We start from the raw sequence: 23,364 nt of genomic DNA, 5'->3' as shown, positions 1-23,364 counted from the left end.
ATGACAAGTGTATGTATTATTTGTACAATATTAAATGGTAAATGATTTGTTTTACCTTTTGTACTGTTAATTTATTAAAAAAAGTGACGAAAACAGATGTTTTCGTCACTGATGAAGCTCTTTATTTGTAAGAATCGTTTAACGGTTGTCTATTTTTTCAGGGTAGAGGTCATGATTCATTAATCTGTGCTCTGCCATTTTTTCATATTTAGAATTAGGACGACCATAATTGGTATATGGATCAATTGAAATTCCACCACGTGGCGTGAATTTGCCCCATACTTCTATATAATGTGGATCCATTAACTCGATAAGATCATTCATTATTATATTCATACAGTCTTCATGGAAATCTCCATGATTTCTAAAGCTGAATAAGTAGAGTTTTAATGATTTAGATTCTACCATTTTAACATTAGGGATATAAGAGATATAAATCGTCGCAAAATCAGGTTGACCTGTGATCGGACATAAAGATGTAAATTCAGGACAGTTGAATTTAACGAAATAATCTCTACCTTGGTGTTTATTATCGAATGACTCGAGTACGTCTGGGCGGTAATCAAAATCATATTGATTATTTTGGTTACCTAATAGTGTAATATCTTGTAATTCATCTTTGTTGCGGCCTTCAGCCATATAAATCGCTCCTTTTAAGATATATTTTTAACATTTATTTCTGTATGTCAATGGGTTGTCGGCGTGCTTTTTCAAACATGTAGTAACTAGATCCTATAATAATGATATAACCTAAAATTGCATATAGATCTGGTGACTCTCCAAAGAGAATAAAGCCAAATAATGCAGTAAATACAATGGATGCATAGGTGAATATCGAAATGTCTTTTGCTGGTGCAAAGCTATAGGCAAGTGTGATACCAATCTGACCAATGGCTGCAGCTAATCCGGCGCCTAATAAATAGAGACACTGTAACCACGACATAGGTTCAAATGTAAAAATCGTGAATGGAATTAACACGATGATTGAAAAGAATGAAAAGTAAAATACAATTGTATATGGTGCTTCTCTAGAACTTAGGGCGCGTACACATGTATAAGCTGCTGCGGCAAAAATGCCAGAGAACAAACCACCGATAGCAGGAATCACTGACGAAGAGAACTCAGGTTTAACTACAAAGAGCATACCGAAGATCGCCACAATCATAGCTATAAATTGATAGTTGCGTACTTTTTCATTTAAGAATAATAAGCTAAGTAAAATAGTCCAAAATGGATTTAATTTCATCAATGTATCTGCGTCACTTAATATCATATGATCAATGGCATAAATATTAAGTAATACACCAATTAAACCAAAGGTTGATCTAGAGATAAGTAATGGCTGACTACTTAGTTTACCAAATAGAGGTTGCTTGTATTTAAATATGAAATAGAGAGGTATAAACATAGCTACTAAGTTTCTGGCTAATGACTTTTGAAATACAGGTAAATCGCCTGCTAAGCGAAAGAATACTGACATAAAGCTAAAGCCAATAGCAGAAATTAAAATAGCGATGATACCTTTAACTTTAGGATTCAATAGTATCGCCTCAATTTTAAAAATTTGACGTATCTATATTAGCATAAATATTTAAAACATGTATATATGGTTGAAATTAGGGAAGTAATATAATATCATATAAATACGAACAAACGTTCCCTTTTATCTTGGACTTTGTTCAAATTAAATTCTAGAAAAAGTAAAGCAAATTTTTTGAATATTTTATACAACGTAATTGGTACAATGTGCAAAACAACGGTATATAGCGCTTTGTATAACTTTTAGAAAAATCAAATAAAATGAACGGAATTTTAGTAAAAAAATTTTTTTAAAGTTAAGAGTTCAATTTAAAGTTGAATTGGTGCCATTTTCATTCCGTTTTCAAAATTTGTCCACAGTTTCCTAAAATAAAAAGGCTTTTAATCGTCTTCGGACTTATGTATAATGAAACACATAATATAGTATTAACGACAGAACCGAAACACTATATATTGTGTTTCGGTTTCAAGTCACTTTATATATAATAAACCAAATTTCAAGTAAAATCACACTGGTTTAGCCACTTAATCATGACAAATATAGTAGTAATACTTTCAAAATGCATTTTTACATCACTATATGTAGATGACATGATCACTATATATTGTGTTTTTAAATAATATGATTTTCTATGGGGCATTACACGATTGAAATTAGGTGAATAGATTAGTGGAATAATATGATTTTCCATATTTAATGGATAGATCAAAGATAGAAAGTAGGTGTGCCGATGAAGGTTGTTTATTTTTCATTTTCCGGTAATGTGCGACGCTTTATTACCAGAGCAGAATTGAAGAATACGATGGAAATTACGCAGAATAATTGCACGGAAAGATTGGATGAACCGTTCATTATGGTCACTGGTACAATTGGTTTTGGTGAAATTCCACAACCTGTACAAGCATTTTTAGAGGTTAATCATGATTTGATTAGAGCAGTAGCAGCAAGTGGTAATCGAAATTGGGGACAAAATTTCGCCAAAGCTGGACGCGCTATTTCGGAACAATATAACGTTCCATTATTAATGAAGTTTGAAGTTCAAGGCACAAAGGAAGACATTAGCGAATTTAAAGATAAGGTGGGGCATTTTAATGAAGATAATAGACGAGAAGAAATACAATCATATTGAATTAAATAACGAAGTTACCAAGCGTAAAGACAATGGTTTTTTCAATTTAGAAAAGGACCAAGAGGCGTTAACAGTATATTTAGAAGAAATCCAAGACAAGACAATTTACTTTGATAGTGAGCTAGAACGCCTACACTACCTCGTCGACAACGACTTCTATTTTGATGTTTTTGAAGTTTATTCAGAAGCAGATCTTCAAGAAATTACTGATTTTGCTAAGCAAATTGAATTCAATTTTGCAAGTTACATGTCAGCTAGTAAATTCTTTAAAGATTATGCATTAAAAACAAATGACAAGAGTCAATATCTAGAAGATTATAAACAGCACGTTGTAATTGTTGCACTTTATCTTGCTAATGGTCATAAGGCAACAGCTAAGCAATTTATCTCAGCTATGATTGAACAACGTTACCAACCGGCGACACCTACATTCTTAAATGCAGGACGTGCTCGTCGTGGTGAATTAGTATCATGTTTCTTATTAGAAGTAGATGATAGTTTAAATTCAATTAACTTTATCGATGCAACAGCTAAACAATTAAGTAAAATTGGTGGCGGTGTAGCGATTAATTTATCTAAATTACGTGCACGTGGTGAAGCGATTAAAGGCATTAAAGGTGTTGCAAAGGGTGTACTACCAGTTGCTAAGTCATTAGAAGGTGGATTTAGCTACGCAGACCAATTAGGACAACGCCCAGGCGCTGGTGCTGTATATTTAAATATCTTCCACTATGATGTTGAAGAGTTTTTAGATACTAAGAAGGTTAATGCTGATGAAGATTTACGTTTATCTACGATTTCTACTGGTTTAATCGTACCTTCAAAGTTCTTTGATTTAGCTAAGGAAGGCAAGGATTTCCACATGTTTGCACCACATACAGTATATAAAGAGTATGGGGTTACTTTGGATGATATTGATTTAGAAGCTTATTATGATGAATTAGTAGCTAATCCAAACATTGATAAGAAGAAAAAAGATGCACGTGAAATGTTGAATATGATTGCTCAAACACAATTACAATCAGGTTATCCATATTTAATGTTTAAGGATAATGCGAATAAAGTACATGCTAACTCAGATATCGGCCAAATTAAAATGAGTAACTTGTGTACGGAAATCTTCCAATTACAAGAAACATCAATCATCAATGACTATGGTACAGAAGATGAAATTAAACGTGATATTTCATGTAACTTAGGTTCATTAAATATTGTGAATGTAATGGAATCAGGTAAATTTAAAGATTCTGTTCACACAGGTATGGATGCATTGACAGTGGTAAGTGACGAAGCAGATATTCAGAATGCACCTGGTGTTAAAAAAGCTAACAGTGAACTGCATTCAGTTGGACTTGGTGTTATGAACTTGCACGGTTATCTAGCTAAAAACAAAATTGGATATGAATCTGAAGAAGCGAAAGATTTTGCTAATATCTTCTTCATGATGATGAATTATTATTCAATAGAACGTTCAATGGAAATAGCTAAAGAGCGTCAAGAAACATATGTAGGTTTCGAAAAGTCGGACTATGCTAATGGAAAATATTTTGACTTCTATACGTCACAAACATTTGCACCACAATACGAAAAAGTACGTAAATTGTTTGATGGTTTAGAAATTCCAACACCTGAGGATTGGAAAGCATTGCAACAACAAGTTGAAACACATGGTTTATTCCATGCGTATCGCTTAGCAATTGCACCAACACAAAGTATTTCTTATGTCCAAAATGCTACAAGCTCTGTTATGCCAATTGTTGATCAAATTGAGAGACGTACTTATGGTAATGCGGAAACATTTTATCCAATGCCATTCTTATCACCAGAAACAATGTGGTACTATAAATCAGCATTTAATACTGACCAAATGAAATTAATCGATTTAATTTCTACAATTCAAACACATGTGGATCAAGGTATCTCAACAATTCTATATGTGAATTCAGAAATATCTACACGTGAATTGTCTAGACTCTATGTCTATGCACATCATAAAGGATTAAAGTCTTTATACTACACTAGAAATAAATTATTAAGTGTTGAAGAATGTACAAGTTGCTCAATCTAGTTTTAGTGAAACACGACGAAAGTGATTATTAACGTAAGTGAACACAACAGTTTAATATTTACATCAATGAATAAGAAACCCATCGTTAACAGCGAATCGTAACTTTAATATTAGGGCGGTAAGAGGGTCTTAATATATTAACGATTTAGCTGTTAACTTTGTGTGCTTATGTTGTAACTGTAAATAATCGCTATTTAAATAAATTTATACTGGAATAGGAGACATTATCTAAATGAAAGCAGTCAATTGGAATACTCAAGAAGACATGACAAATATGTTTTGGCGACAAAATATTTCACAAATGTGGGTAGAAACGGAATTCAAAGTTTCTAAGGATATAGCAAGTTGGAAGACGTTAACAGATGCAGAAAAAAATGCTTTTAAAAAAGCGTTAGCTGGTTTAACTGGTTTGGATACACATCAAGCAGATGATGGTATGCCACTTATCATGTTACATACAACAGATTTACGTAAAAAAGCTGTATATTCTTTCATGGCAATGATGGAACAAATTCATGCTAAAAGTTATTCTCATATTTTTACGACATTACTTCCCTCAAGCGAAACTAACTACTTATTAGATAAATGGGTGATTGAAGAACCTCATTTAAAATATAAATCAGATAAAATTATCGAAAACTACCATAAATTATGGGGCAAAGAAGCTTCAATCTATGATCAATATATTGCACGTGTATCAAGTGTATTCTTAGAAACATTCTTATTCTACTCAGGTTTCTATTATCCTCTATATCTTGCTGGGCAAGGTAGAATGACAACGTCTGGTGAAATTATTCGTAAAATCTTACTTGATGAATCAATACATGGTGTGTTTACTGGAATGGATGCACAAAGTTTAAGAAACGAGTTATCAGAAAGTGAAAAGCAACAAGCTGATCAAGAAATGTATAAATTATTAGATGATTTATATAAAAATGAAGTGTCTTATACACATTCACTATATGATGAAATTGGTTTATCTGAAGATGTATTGAATTATGTTCGATACAATGGTAATAAAGCATTATCAAACCTTGGATTTGAACCATACTTTGAAGAAAGAGAGTTCAATCCAATTATCGAGAATGCTTTAGATACATCAACTAAAAACCATGATTTCTTCTCTGTTAAAGGTGACGGTTATACACTTGCATTGAATGTTGAAGCATTGACAGATGAAGATTTTATCTTTGAGGATTAATCTTTTTTTGTTAAGTAATCAAATATATCAGCGATTATCGATGCATATTGTCATTGAAGTGGCGATGTGTTTAAGATAATTATTATTATAGTAAAATATTAAGAAAAAGCTTCGCTCTACTTAAGAGTGAAGCTTTTTTAGTTATTACTTCGTATTGTTGGCTTGCTTTCCTAGGGGACAGCTTCAGCCTGTGGTCTTCAGTTTCTCCTGTTCCCTCAAGAGTCTCGCGAAAACACTGTCACAAAAACTATAAAGGATAATCTAGAGAAATACTCTATAAAAATCAGTAAACAAAGATGCTAAACCCTTTAATTGTAAACTATATAAAAACACTCGATTAGGCTACACGTATTCTGTATTGTACAGGAAATAGGTTATCTAATTTTTTGAATTCGCTTATCACCGTGGAATTACTGTATTCATTTGCTAAAGATAGTGACAGTTATTATCTACGCTTGCAACAACTCATGTATAAATAAATTTAGCCACTTAATTTAAATGAAATCAAATGAAAATAATAAATTAATATGTTTAGCTCTATAAATTATTTTAACAAATAAGTAAAATTTCCGATTGCTATTGAATTTAACTAAGAACGTGGTAAAATTTTTTATATATAGTGATAATGATTATCATAACCAACAAGAATTGGGAGCAATTAAATAGAAGGGATTTAGGGAAGGCATTATGAAATTTTTACTTAAAGGTACAGTGTTGTTTACTGTTTTAGTTATTTTAACCATCCTTTCTTTGTTTATAGGTGTCAGCAAAGTTTCGATAACTGATATTTTTCATCTAACAAATGAGCAAAAAAATATCATTGTTTCAAGTAGAATACCTAGGACAGTGAGTATTTTAATATCTGGAAGTACATTAGCGCTTGCAGGTTTAATTATGCAACAAATGATGCAAAATAAATTTGTTTCTCCTACAACTGCAGGAACGATGGAGTGGGCGAAGTTAGGAATTTTGATATCATTGATTTTTTTCCCGCAAGAGAATATTTTAATTAAATTATCTTTTGCTGTCGTACTTAGTATTTTAGGTACTTTTATGTTTGTTAAATTAGTTCAATTTATACAATTTAAGGATGTCATTTTTATTCCGTTGTTAGGTATTATGCTCGGTGGTATAGTATCAAGTTTTTCAACTTTTATTGCGCTTAGAACGAATGCTGTTCAAAGTATTGGCAATTGGTTAAACGGCAATTTTGCAATTATAACAACAGGAAGGTATGAAATATTATACTTAAGTATTCCGCTACTATTACTTACATATATCTTTGCAAATCATTTTACGATTGCAGGCATGGGGAAGGATTTTAGTAATAATTTAGGTGTGAATTATGAAAAAATAATCAACATCGGTTTATTTATTACTGCGACTATTACTGCATTAGTTGTTGTGACGGTTGGTACATTACCATTTTTGGGACTTATCGTTCCTAATATCGTCTCTATCTTTAGAGGGGATCATTTGAAAAATGCACTTCCACATACAGCAATGTTAGGAGCAATATTTGTGATGTTTTCAGATATTATTGGCAGAATTGTCGTCTATCCGTATGAAATCAATATTGGTTTAACGATTGGTGTATTCGGCACTGTTATATTCTTAATCTTGCTAATGAAAGGAAGACACCAACATGCAAATTAGTGCAAAGAATAAATTATTGATACTTATTGCTTTAACTGTGATTATGGGCGTCATCTATTCAATCGTAGGCATTGATTTTGAAATTTTTCAATATCAATTCTCAAGTAGATTAAGGAAGTTAATCTTGATGATACTCGTCGGAGGAGCAATTGCTGCTTCAGTAGTCATCTTTCAAGCGATTACGACCAATCGGTTGTTAACACCCTCGATTATGGGGTTAGATGCGGTTTATATGTTTGTTAAGGTGCTGTTAGTTTTTGCTTTTGGTGTGCAATCTGTATTAGTTACGAATCTGTATCTCAATTTTATAATTACTTTGGTCGTCATGGTGGTATTTTCGTTACTACTTTTCCAAGGTATATTTAAAATTGGAGACGTTTCAGTTTACTTTATATTATTAGTAGGTGTGATTTTAGGGACATTTTTCAAAAGTATCACAGGATTTCTTGAATTAATTATTAATCCAGAGGACTATTTAGCGGTTCAAAGTGCGATGTTTGCTAATTTTGACGCATCAAATAGTAAGCTTGTCACCCTTTGTGGCATTATACTTATTGTCTTAATTATTGTCACTGTACTATTAATTCCATATCTAGACGTATTGTTATTAGGTAGAGATCAAGCCATTAATCTTGGTGTATCTTATAAAACATTAACACGATTACTGTTAATCCTTGTTGCTATTCTCGTATCAATTTCAACAGCACTTGTAGGACCAATTACATTTCTTGGTTTGTTAACAGTCAACTTAGCACATGAAATGATGAGAACGTATGAACATAAATATATTTTACCGGCAACAATCTGTATTAGTTGGTTGAGTTTATTTATTGCGCAAGCAGTAGTCGAAAATCTCTTTGAAGCGACAACACAAGTAAGTATTATTATCGATTTAATTGGTGGTAGTTACTTTATTTACTTATTAATTAAAAGGAGGAATGCAAATTGATACGTGTGTCAGGACTTAATAAAACAATTCAAGATAAGCCTATTTTAAAGAATATCAATGTAGATATCCAAAAAGGGAAGCTCACATCGATGATTGGACCAAATGGTGCTGGTAAGAGTACTTTATTAGGTGCGATTACACGATTGATGGACTTTGAAGAAGGACAGATTGAGATAGAAGGGCGTTCGATTAATGATTTTAAAAGTAATGAACTTGCCAAGAAACTATCTATTTTAAAGCAAAGTAATCATACAGAGTTGAATATTACTGTTGAGCAGTTAGTTAACTTTGGTAGATTTCCGCATTGTAAGGGCCATTTGAAAAAGGAAGATAAGGATCAAGTTGAATATGCATTAGAATTACTTCAATTACAGGAAATTAGACATCGTTATCTTAAGACGCTTTCAGGTGGACAACGACAACGTGCATATGTCGCAATGACAATTGCACAAGATACAGATTATATCTTGTTGGATGAACCATTAAACAACCTCGATATGAAGCACTCTGTTCAAATCATGCAAACGTTACGTCAACTTGCTAAAAAGTTGAATAAGACCATCGTCATTGTGATACATGATATTAATTTTGCATCTTGTTACTCAGATGACATCATCGCGTTAAAACATGGTGAATTAGTGAAAGCGAGTGATAAGGACGAAGTCATTCAAACGGATGTGTTACGACAACTTTATGATATGGATGTGAAAATCGAAGAAATACGTGGACAACGGATCTGTGTTTACTTCGATGAGTCTACAGAGGAAGAAGCACTGTCTTTAGTAGAGTCCATTTAAATCTAAGATGTCTTTGTCCTAAACATTGAAGGGAGTGATGCAAACGTAGCGTTACTTTTAAAACGTGGGATAGATTGGGTATTAAACAAAAATTGGAGGAATGAAACACCATGAAAAAATATGCTTTAGTCTTAGTTATAGGTTTAATGTTTTTATTAGCAGCATGTGGTAATAGTGGATCTGGATCTGATGATAAAAAATCAGAAAGCAAGGACACTAAAGATACAGTGAAAATTGAAAATAATTATCAAGCAAGTGGCGAAAAACGAGATGGTAGCGATGCTAAAACGGTAAAAGAAACTGTAGAAGTACCGAAGAATCCTAAAAAGGCTGTAGTTTTTGACTATGGAACTTTAGACACAATGAAAGAACTTGGCTTAGCAGACAAAGTTAAAGCTGTGCCTAAAGGTGAAGGTGGTAAATCATTACCAGATTTCTTAAGTGATTTTAAAGATGAAAAATACTTAAATACTGGTAGTCTGAAAGAAGTTAATTATGATAAAGTAGCTGCTGCTAAACCTGACGTTATATACATATCTGGTCGTACGGCTAATCAGAAAAACTTAGATGAATTTAAGAAAGCAGCACCAGATGCAAAAGTGGTTTATGTAGGTGTAGATAACAAAAATGAAGTTAATTCATTAAAAGAAAATGCTGAAAAACTTGGTAAAATTTACGATAAAGAAAGCGAAGTTAAATCTTTAAATAAAAAATTAGATGATAAAATCGCTGAAGTAAAAGATAAAACAAAAGACATGAAAGACGAAAAAGCGATGTTCTTACTAGTTAATGAAGGTGAATTATCTACTTATGGTGCTGGTGATCGTTTTGGTTCATTAATCTTCAATACAATGGGCTTCACTGCTGCTGATGATAATATTAAAGGAAGTACACACGGACAAAACGTAACAAATGAATATATTGCTGAGAAAAATCCAGCAATTATCTTTGCAATGGACCGCGGACAAGCAATCGGTGGTAAATCAACAGCGAAACAAGCTTTAGGCAATGATGTAATTAAAAATGTAGATGCAGTAAAACATAATAAAGTCTATGAACTAGATCCTAAATTATGGTACTTTGCAAGTGGTTCTACTACAACTGCCATTAAACAAATGGATGAAGTTGAAAAAGCATTAGACAAAAAATAATTAACATCTAGAGTGGGGAAATGTTAGTTAAAATGATGTAAATGCATTGTCTAGATATTAAATTCATACTGTTAATACAGCAAGTGAATTTATTTTATACGTATCGAATTTGATTGTAGATAATCATAAGACCTAAAAGATTGGGATTTAAATCCTAGAATGAAAGAGTCTGGAACATTAGTCTTCAGACTAAAATGAAATCGATAATTTTTACTGTGAAAATGTAAAAATTATCGATTTTTCTATTATTATCAAATTGATTATCACTTAGTGTTATTATTTTACTTATATTGATAGCTAATAATGCTAATCCGAGTTCATGTTTTATCCTTGTTATTCCTCGAAGTGACATGCGAGTAAATCCACAAATAGCCTTTAATAATACAAAAACAGCTTCTATCTCAATTTTATTTTGATTATAGAATCTTTGTATTTCTGGTTCTGAAAGCTGTTGATTTATTTTAGTTTTGAAAGATTCCCAATTATAATTCCTCAAAACTTTTTTATTAGTCTCCGAATTATGTTTGCTATATCGGTTGGAGTGTGGACACCCTGAACAATCATCACATTCGTCTAATTTGAAACCTCTTTTAAAATCATAGTCATTATTTTTGTAGTAATTACATATAAGAACTTCGTATTGTTTGCGAGACACTTGAGTGAGTAGGGTGAGTGTCGACATCAAGGATTGAGCCATCCCCCCTAGGTAAGTGAGCAATACGAATCAGAAAGATAGATAGAATATCTCCTTTTACCTAGTATGCTAGCGTGTGTGTAAGGAAATTGAATTATATTAAAATCGTTGTCTTGATATTTACTGCTTATAATTTTACAGTATTGTTTGCGAGACACCTGAGGGAGTAGGGTGAGTGTCGAGACCAAGGCTCGACCCAGCCCCCTAGGTAAGCGAGCAATAACAATACTGAGTATCGATAACAATAACAAAGCCCATCAAAAATCTTTGATGAGCTTAATGCTAGGTGTTTATGTTCTAGATTCGTTACTGTACTTTGTATTATTGATAAGATCATCTGAAACTAGAAATGAGAATGACAATGTTTATTTAGGTATTTTGCAACAAACATACGTAAATATAGTGTCTTTTAAATAACCTGGGATTAAAGTAGAATTGTGTTATTTTAGAAATGGAAAGGGTAAATGGTTTATAAACACTAAATTAAGGTGACGTTTCTAGCTTTAATGTTAAAAGGAAACTGAGTAATTACATTTGAACAGAGGTGCAATGATGATATTAGATAAAGTGAATCCTAATGATTTATATCCAACAGAAGAGCAAGGTCCTACTGTATTAGGGACGATTGAGTATAATATGCATGGTACTTCAGAATTCGAAGGTGCCTTTATTGCGACAAATGAGCGATTGATTTTAAATGTAGATATGAATGGTGAATTTTATTATAGAAGTATTGCTTATAATGAAATTGAACAGATTGAAGCACACGACGATAGTATTCAATTTGTCTTTAATGTGGGACCAATGCCAATGAAAGAACTACAAAAGGGTGATATCCAAACTTTTGTGGATTATGTTAAGTCACAAATGCCTTCATAAATAATTAAGAAGAAATGAAATATTCATATTAAAAAACCAGACCTTTCCGGGATTTGAAAAGGTCTGGTTTTTATTATGCATTAAATAGCAAAGTAAAGATGATAGTGATATTTACAACGATTGTTAAAATGCGCATTACATTCTGGACAAGCCTCAATCATCATATATTCGTTAATTGTCATTTCGTGTTTACAAACACCACACAAAATTGCGCATTCATTAAATTCGTCTGATTCCCATCGCTTTATAGGATGTGATTCGCTTTCGTTATGGCATTTATAGCATGGATAGTATTTATCGCAACATTTAAATTTAATTGAAATAATGTCTAAAGGCGTTTGATAATGTGTGCATCTGCCTTCGCTATCTACCGTTGGACCATAAATATTAACCATTGTATCTGTCTCCTAACTAGTCTTGGGGATGCTCTCCGATAATTCGTACTTCTGGATGTAACTCCACATCGAATTTTTCTTTAACGACCTTTTGTACATAATGTATTAAATCTTCGTAGTCTGTGGCTGTACCTTTATCAACATTAACCATAAAGCCAGCATGCTTTGTTGAAACCTCAACTCCACCAATGCGATGACCTTGTAAGTCTGAATCTTGTATTAGTTTTCCTGCAAAGTGTCCAGGTGGGCGTTGGAATACACTACCACATGAAGGATATTCTAATGGTTGCTTTGTTTCTCGGCGTTCAGTTAAATCATCCATCTTCGATTGAATGTCTTCTTTATGACCCGGTTCAAGTGTAAAAGCAGCTTCCAAAACTACAAGGTGTTGTTTCTGAACAATACTATTTCGATAATCTAATTCTAATTCATGCTTAGTTAAGGTGATTAATTCTCCCTTTTCGTTTACACAAAGAGCATAATCAATACAATCCTTTACTTCGCCTCCATAGGCGCCCGCATTCATAAATACAGCGCCACCAATAGAGCCCGGAATGCCACATGCAAACTCTAAACCAGTTAAACTATAATCCCTTGCAGTGCGTGAAACATCAATGATTGCAGCACCACTTCCAGAAATAATAGCATCATCTGAAACTTCAATATAATCGAGTGAAAGTAAGCTGATAACAATACCTCTTATGCCGCCTTCACGAATAATAATATTTGATCCATTACCTAAATAAGTAACAGGAATATCATTGGAATAAGCAAAGTGCACAATCGCTTGCACTTGTTGATGTGTGGTTGGTGATAAGTAGTAATCTGCTTGACCACCAGTTTCTGTATATGTATAGCGCTTTAAAGGTTCATCAATCTTTATTATATCTTTAGGTACAATTGCTTCTAATTCCTTTAAGATGTCATCTTTATGCAATGTATTGTACGTCCTTTCCTAGTGAATTCATTTATACATTATAGCAATATTTGTGGGTATTTGCTAAATAGTATGCTAGTTAATCACAAAACTTATACATCTATTAAAATTTGAGTTGATTATACCATGTCTGTATGAAAAGTGAACGTAAAAACCGATTCAAATTAATCTGTATGTATTTGCTTTAATAATTTAGAGAATAACTGTTGCTTTTGATTCTCATATGCACGAATTGTAGGTGCATGTTGAGCAATATTTTGTTTAGCATTTCCAAAAGTTTGCGCTGCTGATGGATTATTTTCTAAATACTTTGTACTTAATAAGTAATCATTATATAGCGTAGAATCCTTTTGGATAATATGTAGACGGGCGATTTGCTTTAAATCAATAAGGTTATTAAATTGAGCCATGACTACTTTCTTTTTATATGGATGATGTAAACGATAGAAGCCAGCATAATTCAGTCGTTTTTCATCTAAAGATGTTATGTCATGTAAATTATCTACTCCTACAAGAATGTCTAAGATAGGTTCGGTAGGATAAGTGAAATGTTTTGTACCACCAATATGGTGCGTTGATTTTACGGGCGTATCTAAAAGGTTAAATAAAGTTGTACTAAGCGTTTCATACTGCTGTGCAAAATCAATGTTTTTATGCTCAATGATAAAATTTTGTACTTGAGAATACATTAAGTTGAGCGCTCCTTTTATTCTGATTTTATTCTTGTTAAACTGTAAATTCTGAAATAATATATCACATATCATTTTCAAGTTAAATAAGTTTCTGTATAATACGGAATAATAAGGAGTGCAGAAATGAAAAGAATACTTTGCATCGTTTTTTTACTTAGTATATCAATCATATTGACGTCATGTAGTAATAAATGGTCTTCTGAATTTAGAGATTTTAACAAATCATTGAATGATGTTAAAAATAAAGGGAAGAATGTAGAAGAGGCAATGGACAGTATCCAACTTAAACGTTTGGATGATTTAAGCAAAACAGACACCACTGATAAGAATAAGCAAGAGTTTAATGATTTACAAAATAAAATAAATAGTAAGGTTATTCCTAAAATGGATGCATATGAAAAGGCAGCGAAACATTTACCTGCCAAATCTGCTGAAACCAAAGCGCTTAAATCTGAATATCTAGAGGTAGTTCAAGATAAGAAAAAAGCACTAAATCAAACAAAAAAGTTTGTCGATTTATATAATCAATCTATAAAGGCTAATGAAGACATATTAGATTATACGAAATTATTTGAGAAGAATCGTTCGCAGGTTGAGGCAAATATGAAAAAAGCTAAAAAAGCTGGCGCAACATCAGATGTGAAATATTTTGAGGAAAAATTAGAAGAAAATAATAAAGCATTAAAATCAACTGTAGATGATGGTTTTGATTCTTCGGATCCTCAAAAGGTAAAAAAATTAATTAACGATGATATTATGCCGCTGATTACTAAGGAAATTAGAGATTTAAATAAAACAGAAATCACGAGTGGCTACGTCAATGATGCGCGTAAAAATGCAATAGAAATGTACTATAGTTTACAAAATTATTATGAAACAAGAGAAGAAACGATAGAAATAAGTGAAAAAATAGAGAAAATGGATATCGATGCATTACCTAAAGAGGGGAAAGACCTAGAACGTTATGATAAAGCGTTTAACAAGAAGTATAAAAAAATTAAAGATAGTTAAAACGAGATAATATTTTTGATTAGTTATAAGAATTTAAATAAACGGTTAACAACAAAAAGGTAATTGTGTATAATTGGAAACGATGATATGTTAATATCGTGGCACTTTCACACAATTTGGAACTTATTGTGTGTTAAATATTTTTAGAGGTGAATAGAATGGCTATAAAGCTGAGTTCGATTGACCAGTTTGAACAAGTTATTGAAGAAAATAGTTATGTATTTGTACTGAAACATAGTGAAACTTGTCCTATTTCAGCAGATGCATTTGATCAATTTAACAAATTTTTATATGAACGAGATATGGATGGATACTATTTAGTCGTTCAACAAGAACGTGAATTATCTAACTATATTGAAGAGAAGACAAATGTAAAGCACGAATCGCCACAAGCATTTTATTTTGTGAAGGGACAAGCGGTTTGGAATGCAGATCACGAAAATATCAATGTAAGTTCTTTAGCAAATGCTGAAGAATAATAAACTTAAAAATTAGCACAAGCGCTTGTAGTATGTTTCTAATATGGAAACCTATCACAAGCGCTTATTTTATCTTTTAATGTGAAAAAAATGATAATGACATGTATAATGTAAAAATGAATGGGAAATTATAGCTTGCGATATGATAGTGCGCCAAATTATAGCACTTAAATTTTGTAGCTATATCATTTCGTGAGTGGGAAGCGTGCCACATGTGTATAAAATCAGCATGTAGTGACGACATTAAGTCGTTTGTGACTCACTAACTATTTTTGAATTGTACTATGTATTGAAATAAATAACGCTTAAATTAATATATAGTAATTGTTGTTAATATAAATATTTTGAGGTGACAAGATGAAAGTATTAGTGGCGATGGATGAATTTAATGGTATTATTTCAAGTTACCAAGCGAATAGATATGTGGAAGAAGCGGTAGCGAGCCAGATTGAACGTGCAGATATCGTTCAAGTACCATTATTTAATGGTCGTCATGAGTTAATGGATTCTGTATTTTTATGGCAATCGGGAACGAAATACAGAATTATGACACATGATGCAGATATGAATAAAGTAGAAGCTGTTTATGGTATTACGGATAATGATGTAACTGTCATTGAAGGGAATTTATTTTTAAAAGGGACTAAACCAATCAATCAACGTACGAGTTATGGTTTAGGAGAGCTCATCGTAGATGCTTTAGAAAATCATGCTAAACATATCATTATTTCATTAGGTGGTATTGATAGTTTTGATGGTGGTGCGGGTATGTTGCAAGCACTAGGTATGAAGTTTTACGATGATGAAGCAAATGAAGTCGATGTCACTGAAGGAACGCGTGTATTGAAATATATTCGAAAAATAGACGCTTCTGGGTTACATCCACAACTTAAAGATGTCAGGTTACAATTGATGTCAGATTTTGACAGTAAATTGTATGGTAAGGAAAGTGAAATTATTCAACTACACGAGCAATTAGGTCTTGAGCGAAACGATGCGGCAGAAATTGATAACTTGATTTGGTATTTAAGTGAAATATTTAAAAGTGAAATGAAACTCGCGCTTGGTCCAATTGCTAAAGGTGGTGCAGGTGGTGGTATTGCAGCTGTACTTCATGCTTTATATGATGCCGAGATTATGACTAGTCATGAGTTGGTTGACCAAATTACGCACTTGGAATCGCTGATAGCACAAGCTGATTTAGTAATATTTGGCGAGGGTGTAAGTGAAGAAGACCGTTTATTAGAAACGACGACGATTCGTATTGCGGAATTAGCGACGAAGCATCATAAACCATCAATTGCGATATGTGCGACTGACGATAAGTTTGATTTATTTGAATCAATGGGTGTTACATCTATGTTTAATACGTTTATTCAAATGCCAAAGTATTTTACTGATTTTAAAATGGGAATTCAAATCAGACATTATGCTGTTCAAGCTATTAAACTATTAAAAACAGATTTTGATTCGACAAAATAAATTAGAATAAAGTTTATGTTATGTTCGTAGAATGCGATTAATTCAGCATATTATTAATAAATAGTATAAGAGTCTGGGACTTTAGTCTTTCAGACTAAAAAATAAAATCGATTGAGTATAAGCATAAAGAGTGATGTTTAACATCATTTTAGAATGATAAGAAGAAGCGCCATAGGAATGGTTGAATTCATTTTATGGAATTGTTTCTCCTAAATGATTTACAATTTGTACGATATCAATTTCAGGTATAAGTGTTTCAGATTCTATTGGTAGAGTTAATTGAAAGATGTAACAATTTTTATACATAAGACACCTTGTTAATTTAGTTTAGTGATGTTTATTAAATTATACGAGAGTGTCTTATTTTTTGTAGTAATAACATATATGAACTTCGTATTGTTTGCGAGACACGTGAGGGCGTAGGGTGAGTGTCGAGACCAAGGCTCGAGCCAATCCCCTTAGGTAAGTGAGCGATAATAATAGGGAGTATTGATATAAATAACAAGCCCATCAAAGATTTTTGATCCTTGATGGGCTTAATGTTAGGTATTTCTGTCCTAGATTCTTATTTAAAATATCGAATGTGTTAAGTGATAATCATAATAACCTAACGATTGACCTGAATACTCCTAGATAAATTATTGTTCGTATGTGTTAACGACTTCTTGTACAATACCAATTATTACATCGATTGCCTTTTCCATAACATCAATTGAGGCATATTCATATGGGCCATGGAAGTTAGCACAACCAGTAAAAATATTAGGTGTTGGTAAGCCCATATACGAGAGTTGTGATCCATCTGTACCGCCACGTATAGGTTCTGTATTAGGCTCGATACCAAGATTTGCGAAAACACGTTTTGGAATATCGATAACGTGTGGGTTTTCGGCAATTTTTTCACCCATATTATAATATTGATCATTGATTTCTATTTCGATTGGATCATCTTGATAATGTGTGTTGATATCTTCTTTAATTTCGATCAGACGTTTTTTACGTAATTCAAATTGTTCGCGATCATGATCTCGAATAATATATTGTAACGTTGTTTTCTCTACATCACCATTAAATTTCATCAAATGATAAAATCCTTCATAACCTTCTGTACGTTCAGGGACTTCTTGTTGTGGTAATAAGGCATTGAATTGTTGGCCGAGTAATATAGCATTAATAAGAGTGTTTTTGGCAGAACCAGGGTGTACGTTCACACCATGACATGTGATCTTTGCTTCTGCTGCATTAAAACTTTCATATTGTAATTCTCCATACTCACTACCATCCATCGTATAAGCGAAATCAGCATTGAAACGTTCCACATCAAATGCGTGAGGTCCCTTACCGATTTCTTCATCAGGAGTAAAGGCGATACGAATATCACCGTGTTTGATTTCTGGATGTTCAGTAAGGTATTTTACTGCTTCCATAATTTCCACAACACCAGCTTTATCATCTGCACCTAATAAAGATGTACCGTCAGTTATCATCAATGTATGTCCTTCGACTTGCTTTAAGCCAGGGAAGACATCTTGTGATAATTCACGTGTTGTATCGCCCAATTTAATAGTATTGCCATCATAATTTTCGATTATTTGTGGATTTACATTTGTAGCATTAAAATCCGGTGACGTATCAACATGTGCTAAAAAGCCTACGGTCGGTAAATCCGCTTCAACATTACTTGCTAAGGTTGCAAATAAATAACCATTGTCATCTAATTCAGTTTCTAAACCTAAATCTGTTAACTCTTGTTGTAATAAATTTAATAGATTCCACTGCTTTTCAGTAGATGGTGTTGTATTTGATTCAGGATCAGATTGTGTATCAATAATGACGTATTTTGTTAAACGATCGATTATATCTTTTTTCATAGTTAACACCTCTTAAGCTCTGTTGTTCATATTATAAGATTTTTTATATATCTTACCATTCATTTTACCAAAATATTGTTTGATGCGTGTATAGAGATAATAAATTATTTCAGCACATAATATTCCAAAGGCAATGGCACCTGAAATTAATGTCACTTCTAGGAATGTGTTAACTGCGTGTGTGTATTGATTACTGACTAAAAAGCGTGTCGCTTCATATGCTAATCCACCAGGCACAAGTGGGATGATACCTGGAACAATAAAGATAATGACAGGTCTCTTATAACGTCGACTCATCACATGACTCATTAAGGCTAAGATAAAGCTACCTAAAAATGATGCCATAACTTTACCTAAATCTAAATCAACCGTTAATTTGTAAATAAACCATCCCATAGCGCCAACAAAACCACATGCTAACAATAAGCGTCGTGGTGCATTAAATATAATAGAAAAAAGCATTGTCGCTAAATAACTAATAACAAATTGCAGAAGATAATATATCAAGATCATTTTACTGCTCCTTTCTTAAAATAGTAATAGGACAATTGCAACGCCTGCACCAATTGCAAAAGATGTGAGGGCAGCTTCGACGCCACGAGACATCCCGGCAAGTAACTCACCAGCCATTAAGTCACGAATGGCATTCGTAATTAATATTCCTGGTACTAATGGCATAACACCAGCAATAGTGATAATATCTTGGTTTTGTGCCCACCCTATATGTGTAAAAAATGCTGCAATTGTTATAACTACTGCGGCACTAATAAATTCTGAAAAGAACTTGATTTGAATAAAGCGTTGCACGAAGTCAAAGGTCAAGAAAGCACCGGCTCCTGCCAATATTGCATAAATAAAATCATGCATAACGCCTCCAAACATAAAGAGAAAGAATCCACAAGCAATTGCTGCAGCAAAGAATTTTGTTATAGATGAAAATTGTAACGAAGCATGGTGTAAGTGAATGAGTTCTGACTTTGCTTCATCGATATCCAGTTGTTTGCTAGCAATTTTACGTGAGAGACTATTGGTTAATGCAATTTTCTCCAAATCAGTCGTACGCTCACGAATACGTATGAGTCGCGTATTAGTACGATTGTTTAGTGAAAATATAATAGCTGTGGAAGTGACAAAACTATATGTATCATCTAATCCATAACTTGCAGCAATACGATTCATCGTATCTTCTACGCGATAAGTTTCAGCGCCACTCTCCAATAATATTCTCCCAGCTATGAGTACGACATCGATAACTTTATCTTCATCAATGATTGTAATCGACTCTGACATAGATGATTCACCCCCATAATTGTAGTATATAGAACAATTGAAAGTTTACAGTGTACAATTAGAACTTTCAATAGCAATGATTATTCCGTCATCATTTTTTAATATTTCTTATTTATTAAGAACGTAATAAATAGGCTAAAATATAAATAATTGTGCAATCGCCGTAAACTATTTGCTGTAATGTTACTAAAATAGGTGATGCTCTATTTTAAGTAATAATGTTAGTGTCATTTATTAGCTGGCTATTTTTAAAATGATGACAGCTGTGTCTTATATCATATTATAAAGTCAACGACGCGCAATAAAAAAGATGATCACTGCGTTTAATACGTCAGTAATCATCTTATATAGATGTGTCCTAATGTTATTGAATAAAAGTAATAAAACTTGTTGCAATTAAATTTGAATAGTATGAACAGTACTACATGATTAAATAGGTTGTATTAAAGTTTTACAATAGGGTTAAACATGACTTGATTTCTGCCTTCATTCTTAGCCATGTGTAACATATCGTCTGCAACTTTAAAGACCTTTCGTTGTGACTTATAATCTTCTTGTGTTAAATAACCAACACCAATTGAGACAGACAATTTAATAACTTCTTTATTTGGTAAATGGAATGTGGATTGTTCTACGCCTGCACGTATACTTTCACCTAACTTTACACATTGATCCAAGGTATAGTCGTTTAAGACAATTGAAAATTCTTCGCCACCATTACGAAAAATATTAAATTGTTGAGGGACATAGTTTTTCAATAGCTGTGCTATTTGTCTAAGGACAGCATCACCAGATTGATGTGAATAAGTATCATTAACATCTTTAAAGCCATCAATATCGATTAACAATAATCCTAGGCTTTCGTTATTTGTTTCAGCAATACGTGTCACTTCGTTTAAATGTCTATCAAATTCCTTTACATTGCCTAAGCCAGTTAAGTAATCTAGCTTATCTTCATTCTCATAGCGATTAACTAACGAGAAGAAATGCCACATATCTACAAAAGTAAATGAAGAGGCAATTGATAACACATAAGATAGCGGAATAAGATAAAGCACTTCTTTAAATTCATAATATGGACTTATTAACGACAATATTGCAAAAATAATTAAAGCAATCGCATTCAAAATTTGAATGGATATAATATCATTTTGCTTTAAAAATGGACCAACTGCGCCTACAATAATAGCTATGACTACAAGTATAACTGCAGCTATCACCGTATCATTGCCTAATAAGACATTAATCAATGCCACGATAATTGCTGATAACACAGTGTAGAAAGTGTTCGTAAAGCGTCCTAGAAATAAAATAGGAACAAATGTTAAGTACAACGAATATTCATTAAAGATCGTTACTGGATAGGCCGATAATAATAATGCAACAATTGTCATTAATACAGTTACATATTCTTTAGAAAACACCATGTTTCGATTTTCGGAATATTGTAATCGATGGAACAAATAGATTCCTGCTACAATAACTGAAATATTGTAAATAATTGCTTCGAACATTTTATTTTACGCTCCTTTTGAATAACCCTTAGTTATTGTAAGTGAAAACTTACATTTTGTCATCAATATGTAAACAGAAAGTTATAACAATCACTATAATTTCATGTTAAAATATTTGTTTGAGGAAATAACTAAATAATAATTCGCTTATTATATAAAAATATTAACTATTTTCTACATTTAGTAGTCATTATCTCATTACCATTTGTATATGTAAAAGCGAATCATGTATGATAGAGTTAAGTGATTTATAGAGAATATAATTTACTCAATACATTATGCTGTTATAAATATATTATACGTTGAATACATAATGAACTAGTGAATTTATTATTATAAAGAATAACTCATTTACTAAAATTTAAATCTAAATAATTTTGAATTATTTTATTGAAGGTGAACTGATGTATACGTTATTATTAATCATTTTTTCAATGATTGTCAGTTTAATACTCACACCAATTATCATAAAGGTGTCCCATAAATTAGGTATTGTAGATAAACCTAATTTCAGAAAGATTCATACAAAACCTGTTTCTGTTCTTGGCGGAACTACAATCTTGTTATCTTTTTTATTAGGAATATGGTTAGGGCACCCAATTGAAACGGAAGTTAAACCTTTGGTTATTGGTGCAGTGTTAATGTATTTAGTAGGATTGATAGACGACATCTACGATTTGAAACCGGTATTGAAATTGTTAGGTCAAATTATTGCAGCATTAGTAGTAGTATATTATGGTGTGACAATTGATTTTATTTCATTGCCAATTGGTCCGACCATTCATTTCGGAATATTAGCTATTCCAATTACAGTTATTTGGATAGTCGCAATTACAAATGCGATTAATTTAATTGATGGTCTTGATGGTTTGGCATCAGGTGTTTCGATGATTGCATTAATTACAATAGGATTTATAGCAATTTTGCAGGCAAATGTTTTTATTATTATGATTTGTAGTGTCTTAATTGGTTCACTGCTCGGATTTTTATGTTTTAATTTCCATCCTGCAAAAATATTCTTAGGAGATAGTGGTGCCTTGTTAATTGGATTTATAGTTGGGTTCTTGTCACTACTTGGTTTTAAAAATATTACATTTGTATCGCTATTCTTCCCAATTGTTATATTAGCAGTACCATTTATCGATACATTATTTGCGATGATTAGACGTGTGAAAAAGGGTCAACATATTATGCAAGCTGATAAATCGCACTTACATCACAAATTATTGAATTTAGGATACACGCATCGACAAACTGTCATGTTAATTTATTCGATAGCATTATTGTTCAGTTTGTCGAGTATCATCTTGTATCTATCTCAACCATGGGGTGTCTTGATGATGTTAATCTTGATACTGATAACAATAGAATTAATTGTAGAGTTTACGGGATTGATAGACGATGATTATAGACCATTATTGAAATTAATAGAAAATAAGGAAAAGCATGATTAATTGCTAATCAAATAAGACCTATTCGGCTAAGTCGAATAGGTCTTATTTTTAGCACTGTAGCAAGTTAAAATAGAATGAATATCTTTGAGTTTTTAATAAGAAATAAATTATTAAGTGTTTGTAATCGAGCTAATATAACTATAAGACTGGTTGAAAACGAGCAATGCCATATGAC

Annotated in this window: 22 protein-coding genes and 1 pseudogene; 12 read left to right on the top strand and 11 right to left on the bottom strand. The window is 32.3% G+C overall.

Annotated elements, in window-relative coordinates; all coding sequences use genetic code 11:
- Nucleotides 1-138: 138 nt before the first annotated feature.
- The gene (queF, locus tag ACF91D_RS07160; protein WP_107512129.1) at nucleotides 139-639 is read right to left on the bottom strand and encodes a preQ(1) synthase; all 501 of its coding nucleotides are present in this window, start codon (nucleotides 637-639) and stop codon (nucleotides 139-141) included.
- 34 nt (nucleotides 640-673) lie between these two features.
- Entirely contained in the window at nucleotides 674-1,540 is an 867-nt protein-coding gene (locus tag ACF91D_RS07155; RefSeq protein WP_042738202.1) for a DMT family transporter, read from the bottom strand.
- A gap of 730 nt (nucleotides 1,541-2,270) precedes the next feature.
- On the opposite strand from ACF91D_RS07155, the gene nrdI reads away from it, so the two are divergent.
- The 7 genes from nrdI to ACF91D_RS07120 all read left to right on the top strand — a co-directional run bounded on the left by nrdI (nucleotide 2,271) and on the right by ACF91D_RS07120 (nucleotide 10,491).
- Nucleotides 2,271-2,669, top strand: a complete 399-nt coding sequence (nrdI, locus tag ACF91D_RS07150) for a class Ib ribonucleoside-diphosphate reductase assembly flavoprotein NrdI (protein WP_107512128.1) — start codon at nucleotides 2,271-2,273, stop codon at nucleotides 2,667-2,669.
- Nucleotides 2,632-4,737 (top strand): class 1b ribonucleoside-diphosphate reductase subunit alpha, encoded by a 2,106-nt coding sequence (gene nrdE / locus ACF91D_RS07145; protein ID WP_042738204.1) that lies wholly within the window; start codon nucleotides 2,632-2,634, stop codon nucleotides 4,735-4,737. Before nrdI ends, nrdE begins: the two co-directional genes overlap by 38 nt.
- Before the next feature lie 232 nt (nucleotides 4,738-4,969).
- Nucleotides 4,970-5,938 carry a class 1b ribonucleoside-diphosphate reductase subunit beta gene (gene nrdF, locus ACF91D_RS07140; protein ID WP_042738205.1) on the top strand — a complete coding sequence of 323 codons (969 nt, stop codon included), beginning with the start codon at nucleotides 4,970-4,972 and terminating at the stop codon, nucleotides 5,936-5,938.
- Nucleotides 5,939-6,625: 687 nt separating this feature from the next.
- On the top strand, nucleotides 6,626-7,594 hold the full coding sequence (locus ACF91D_RS07135) for an ABC transporter permease (protein ID WP_042738206.1): 969 nt from the start codon (nucleotides 6,626-6,628) through the stop codon (nucleotides 7,592-7,594).
- Nucleotides 7,584-8,543 carry an iron chelate uptake ABC transporter family permease subunit gene (locus tag ACF91D_RS07130; RefSeq protein ID WP_107526568.1) on the top strand — a complete coding sequence of 320 codons (960 nt, stop codon included), beginning with the start codon at nucleotides 7,584-7,586 and terminating at the stop codon, nucleotides 8,541-8,543. Before ACF91D_RS07135 ends, ACF91D_RS07130 begins: the two co-directional genes overlap by 11 nt.
- On the top strand, nucleotides 8,540-9,340 hold the full coding sequence (locus tag ACF91D_RS07125; RefSeq protein ID WP_042738208.1) for an iron ABC transporter ATP-binding protein: 801 nt from the start codon (nucleotides 8,540-8,542) through the stop codon (nucleotides 9,338-9,340). Before ACF91D_RS07130 ends, ACF91D_RS07125 begins: the two co-directional genes overlap by 4 nt.
- A 110-nt stretch (nucleotides 9,341-9,450) precedes the next feature.
- Nucleotides 9,451-10,491, top strand: coding sequence for a ferrated catecholamine ABC transporter substrate-binding lipoprotein SstD (locus ACF91D_RS07120; protein WP_107589978.1), 1,041 nt, complete (start codon nucleotides 9,451-9,453; stop codon nucleotides 10,489-10,491).
- A 184-nt stretch (nucleotides 10,492-10,675) separates the two neighbouring features.
- Here the strand turns inward: ACF91D_RS07120 and ACF91D_RS07115 are convergent, their stop codons facing one another.
- Nucleotides 10,676-11,188 (bottom strand): transposase, encoded by a 513-nt coding sequence (locus tag ACF91D_RS07115; protein WP_232161286.1) that lies wholly within the window; start codon nucleotides 11,186-11,188, stop codon nucleotides 10,676-10,678.
- A 549-nt stretch (nucleotides 11,189-11,737) separates the two neighbouring features.
- Here ACF91D_RS07115 and ACF91D_RS07110 point away from each other — a divergent pair.
- Entirely contained in the window at nucleotides 11,738-12,064 is a 327-nt protein-coding gene (locus ACF91D_RS07110) for a PH domain-containing protein (RefSeq protein WP_107527348.1), read from the top strand.
- Nucleotides 12,065-12,144: 80 nt separating this feature from the next.
- Here ACF91D_RS07110 and ACF91D_RS07105 read toward each other — a convergent pair whose 3' ends face one another.
- From ACF91D_RS07105 to ACF91D_RS07095, 3 genes are all read right to left on the bottom strand, one after another.
- Nucleotides 12,145-12,459: a CHY zinc finger protein gene (locus ACF91D_RS07105; protein ID WP_392436773.1), complete on the bottom strand. Its 315-nt coding sequence runs from the start codon at nucleotides 12,457-12,459 to the stop codon at nucleotides 12,145-12,147.
- 16 nt (nucleotides 12,460-12,475) lie between these two features.
- Nucleotides 12,476-13,396: a UDP-N-acetylmuramate dehydrogenase gene (gene murB / locus ACF91D_RS07100; protein WP_042738213.1), complete on the bottom strand. Its 921-nt coding sequence runs from the start codon at nucleotides 13,394-13,396 to the stop codon at nucleotides 12,476-12,478.
- A 164-nt stretch (nucleotides 13,397-13,560) separates the two neighbouring features.
- Complete coding sequence (locus ACF91D_RS07095; RefSeq protein WP_107527349.1) at nucleotides 13,561-14,085, bottom strand: GrpB family protein; 525 nt, start codon at nucleotides 14,083-14,085, stop codon at nucleotides 13,561-13,563.
- Between the two features lie 126 nt (nucleotides 14,086-14,211).
- Here ACF91D_RS07095 and ACF91D_RS07090 point away from each other — a divergent pair, with 126 nt between their 5' ends.
- The 3 genes from ACF91D_RS07090 to ACF91D_RS07080 all read left to right on the top strand — a co-directional run bounded on the left by ACF91D_RS07090 (nucleotide 14,212) and on the right by ACF91D_RS07080 (nucleotide 17,060).
- The gene (locus ACF91D_RS07090) at nucleotides 14,212-15,099 is read left to right on the top strand and encodes an EMYY motif lipoprotein (protein WP_107589982.1); all 888 of its coding nucleotides are present in this window, start codon (nucleotides 14,212-14,214) and stop codon (nucleotides 15,097-15,099) included.
- A 158-nt stretch (nucleotides 15,100-15,257) separates the two neighbouring features.
- Nucleotides 15,258-15,578: a bacillithiol system redox-active protein YtxJ gene (ytxJ, locus tag ACF91D_RS07085; protein WP_042738216.1), complete on the top strand. Its 321-nt coding sequence runs from the start codon at nucleotides 15,258-15,260 to the stop codon at nucleotides 15,576-15,578.
- Between the two features lie 357 nt (nucleotides 15,579-15,935).
- Entirely contained in the window at nucleotides 15,936-17,060 is a 1,125-nt protein-coding gene (locus ACF91D_RS07080; RefSeq protein ID WP_042738217.1) for a glycerate kinase, read from the top strand.
- Between the two features lie 105 nt (nucleotides 17,061-17,165).
- On the opposite strand, the pseudogene ACF91D_RS07075 reads toward ACF91D_RS07080, so the two are convergent.
- From ACF91D_RS07075 to gdpS, 5 genes and pseudogenes are all read right to left on the bottom strand, one after another.
- Nucleotides 17,166-17,366 (bottom strand): annotated as a pseudogene (locus ACF91D_RS07075) (IS5/IS1182 family transposase); the annotation flags it as partial.
- A 332-nt stretch (nucleotides 17,367-17,698) separates the two neighbouring features.
- Nucleotides 17,699-18,931 carry a peptidase T gene (gene pepT / locus ACF91D_RS07070; protein ID WP_107512803.1) on the bottom strand — a complete coding sequence of 411 codons (1,233 nt, stop codon included), beginning with the start codon at nucleotides 18,929-18,931 and terminating at the stop codon, nucleotides 17,699-17,701.
- A gap of 12 nt (nucleotides 18,932-18,943) precedes the next feature.
- The gene (locus ACF91D_RS07065; protein ID WP_392436769.1) at nucleotides 18,944-19,444 is read right to left on the bottom strand and encodes a threonine/serine exporter family protein; all 501 of its coding nucleotides are present in this window, start codon (nucleotides 19,442-19,444) and stop codon (nucleotides 18,944-18,946) included.
- Nucleotides 19,445-19,459: 15 nt separating this feature from the next.
- The gene (locus ACF91D_RS07060) at nucleotides 19,460-20,221 is read right to left on the bottom strand and encodes a threonine/serine exporter family protein (RefSeq protein ID WP_042738219.1); all 762 of its coding nucleotides are present in this window, start codon (nucleotides 20,219-20,221) and stop codon (nucleotides 19,460-19,462) included.
- A 443-nt stretch (nucleotides 20,222-20,664) separates the two neighbouring features.
- Nucleotides 20,665-21,735, bottom strand: a complete 1,071-nt coding sequence (gene gdpS / locus ACF91D_RS07055) for a GGDEF domain-containing protein GdpS (protein WP_107512802.1) — start codon at nucleotides 21,733-21,735, stop codon at nucleotides 20,665-20,667.
- Nucleotides 21,736-22,139: 404 nt separating this feature from the next.
- On the opposite strand from gdpS, the gene ACF91D_RS07050 reads away from it, so the two are divergent.
- Nucleotides 22,140-23,189: a glycosyltransferase family 4 protein gene (locus tag ACF91D_RS07050; protein WP_042738221.1), complete on the top strand. Its 1,050-nt coding sequence runs from the start codon at nucleotides 22,140-22,142 to the stop codon at nucleotides 23,187-23,189.
- Nucleotides 23,190-23,364 lie beyond the last annotated feature (175 nt).

The sequence above is a fragment of the Staphylococcus sp. 231237_7MaSpsaltlick genome (assembly GCF_043107035.1).
The sequence above is the reverse complement of the archived record's forward strand: the minus strand, read 5'-3'. Positions and strand labels throughout refer to the sequence as shown.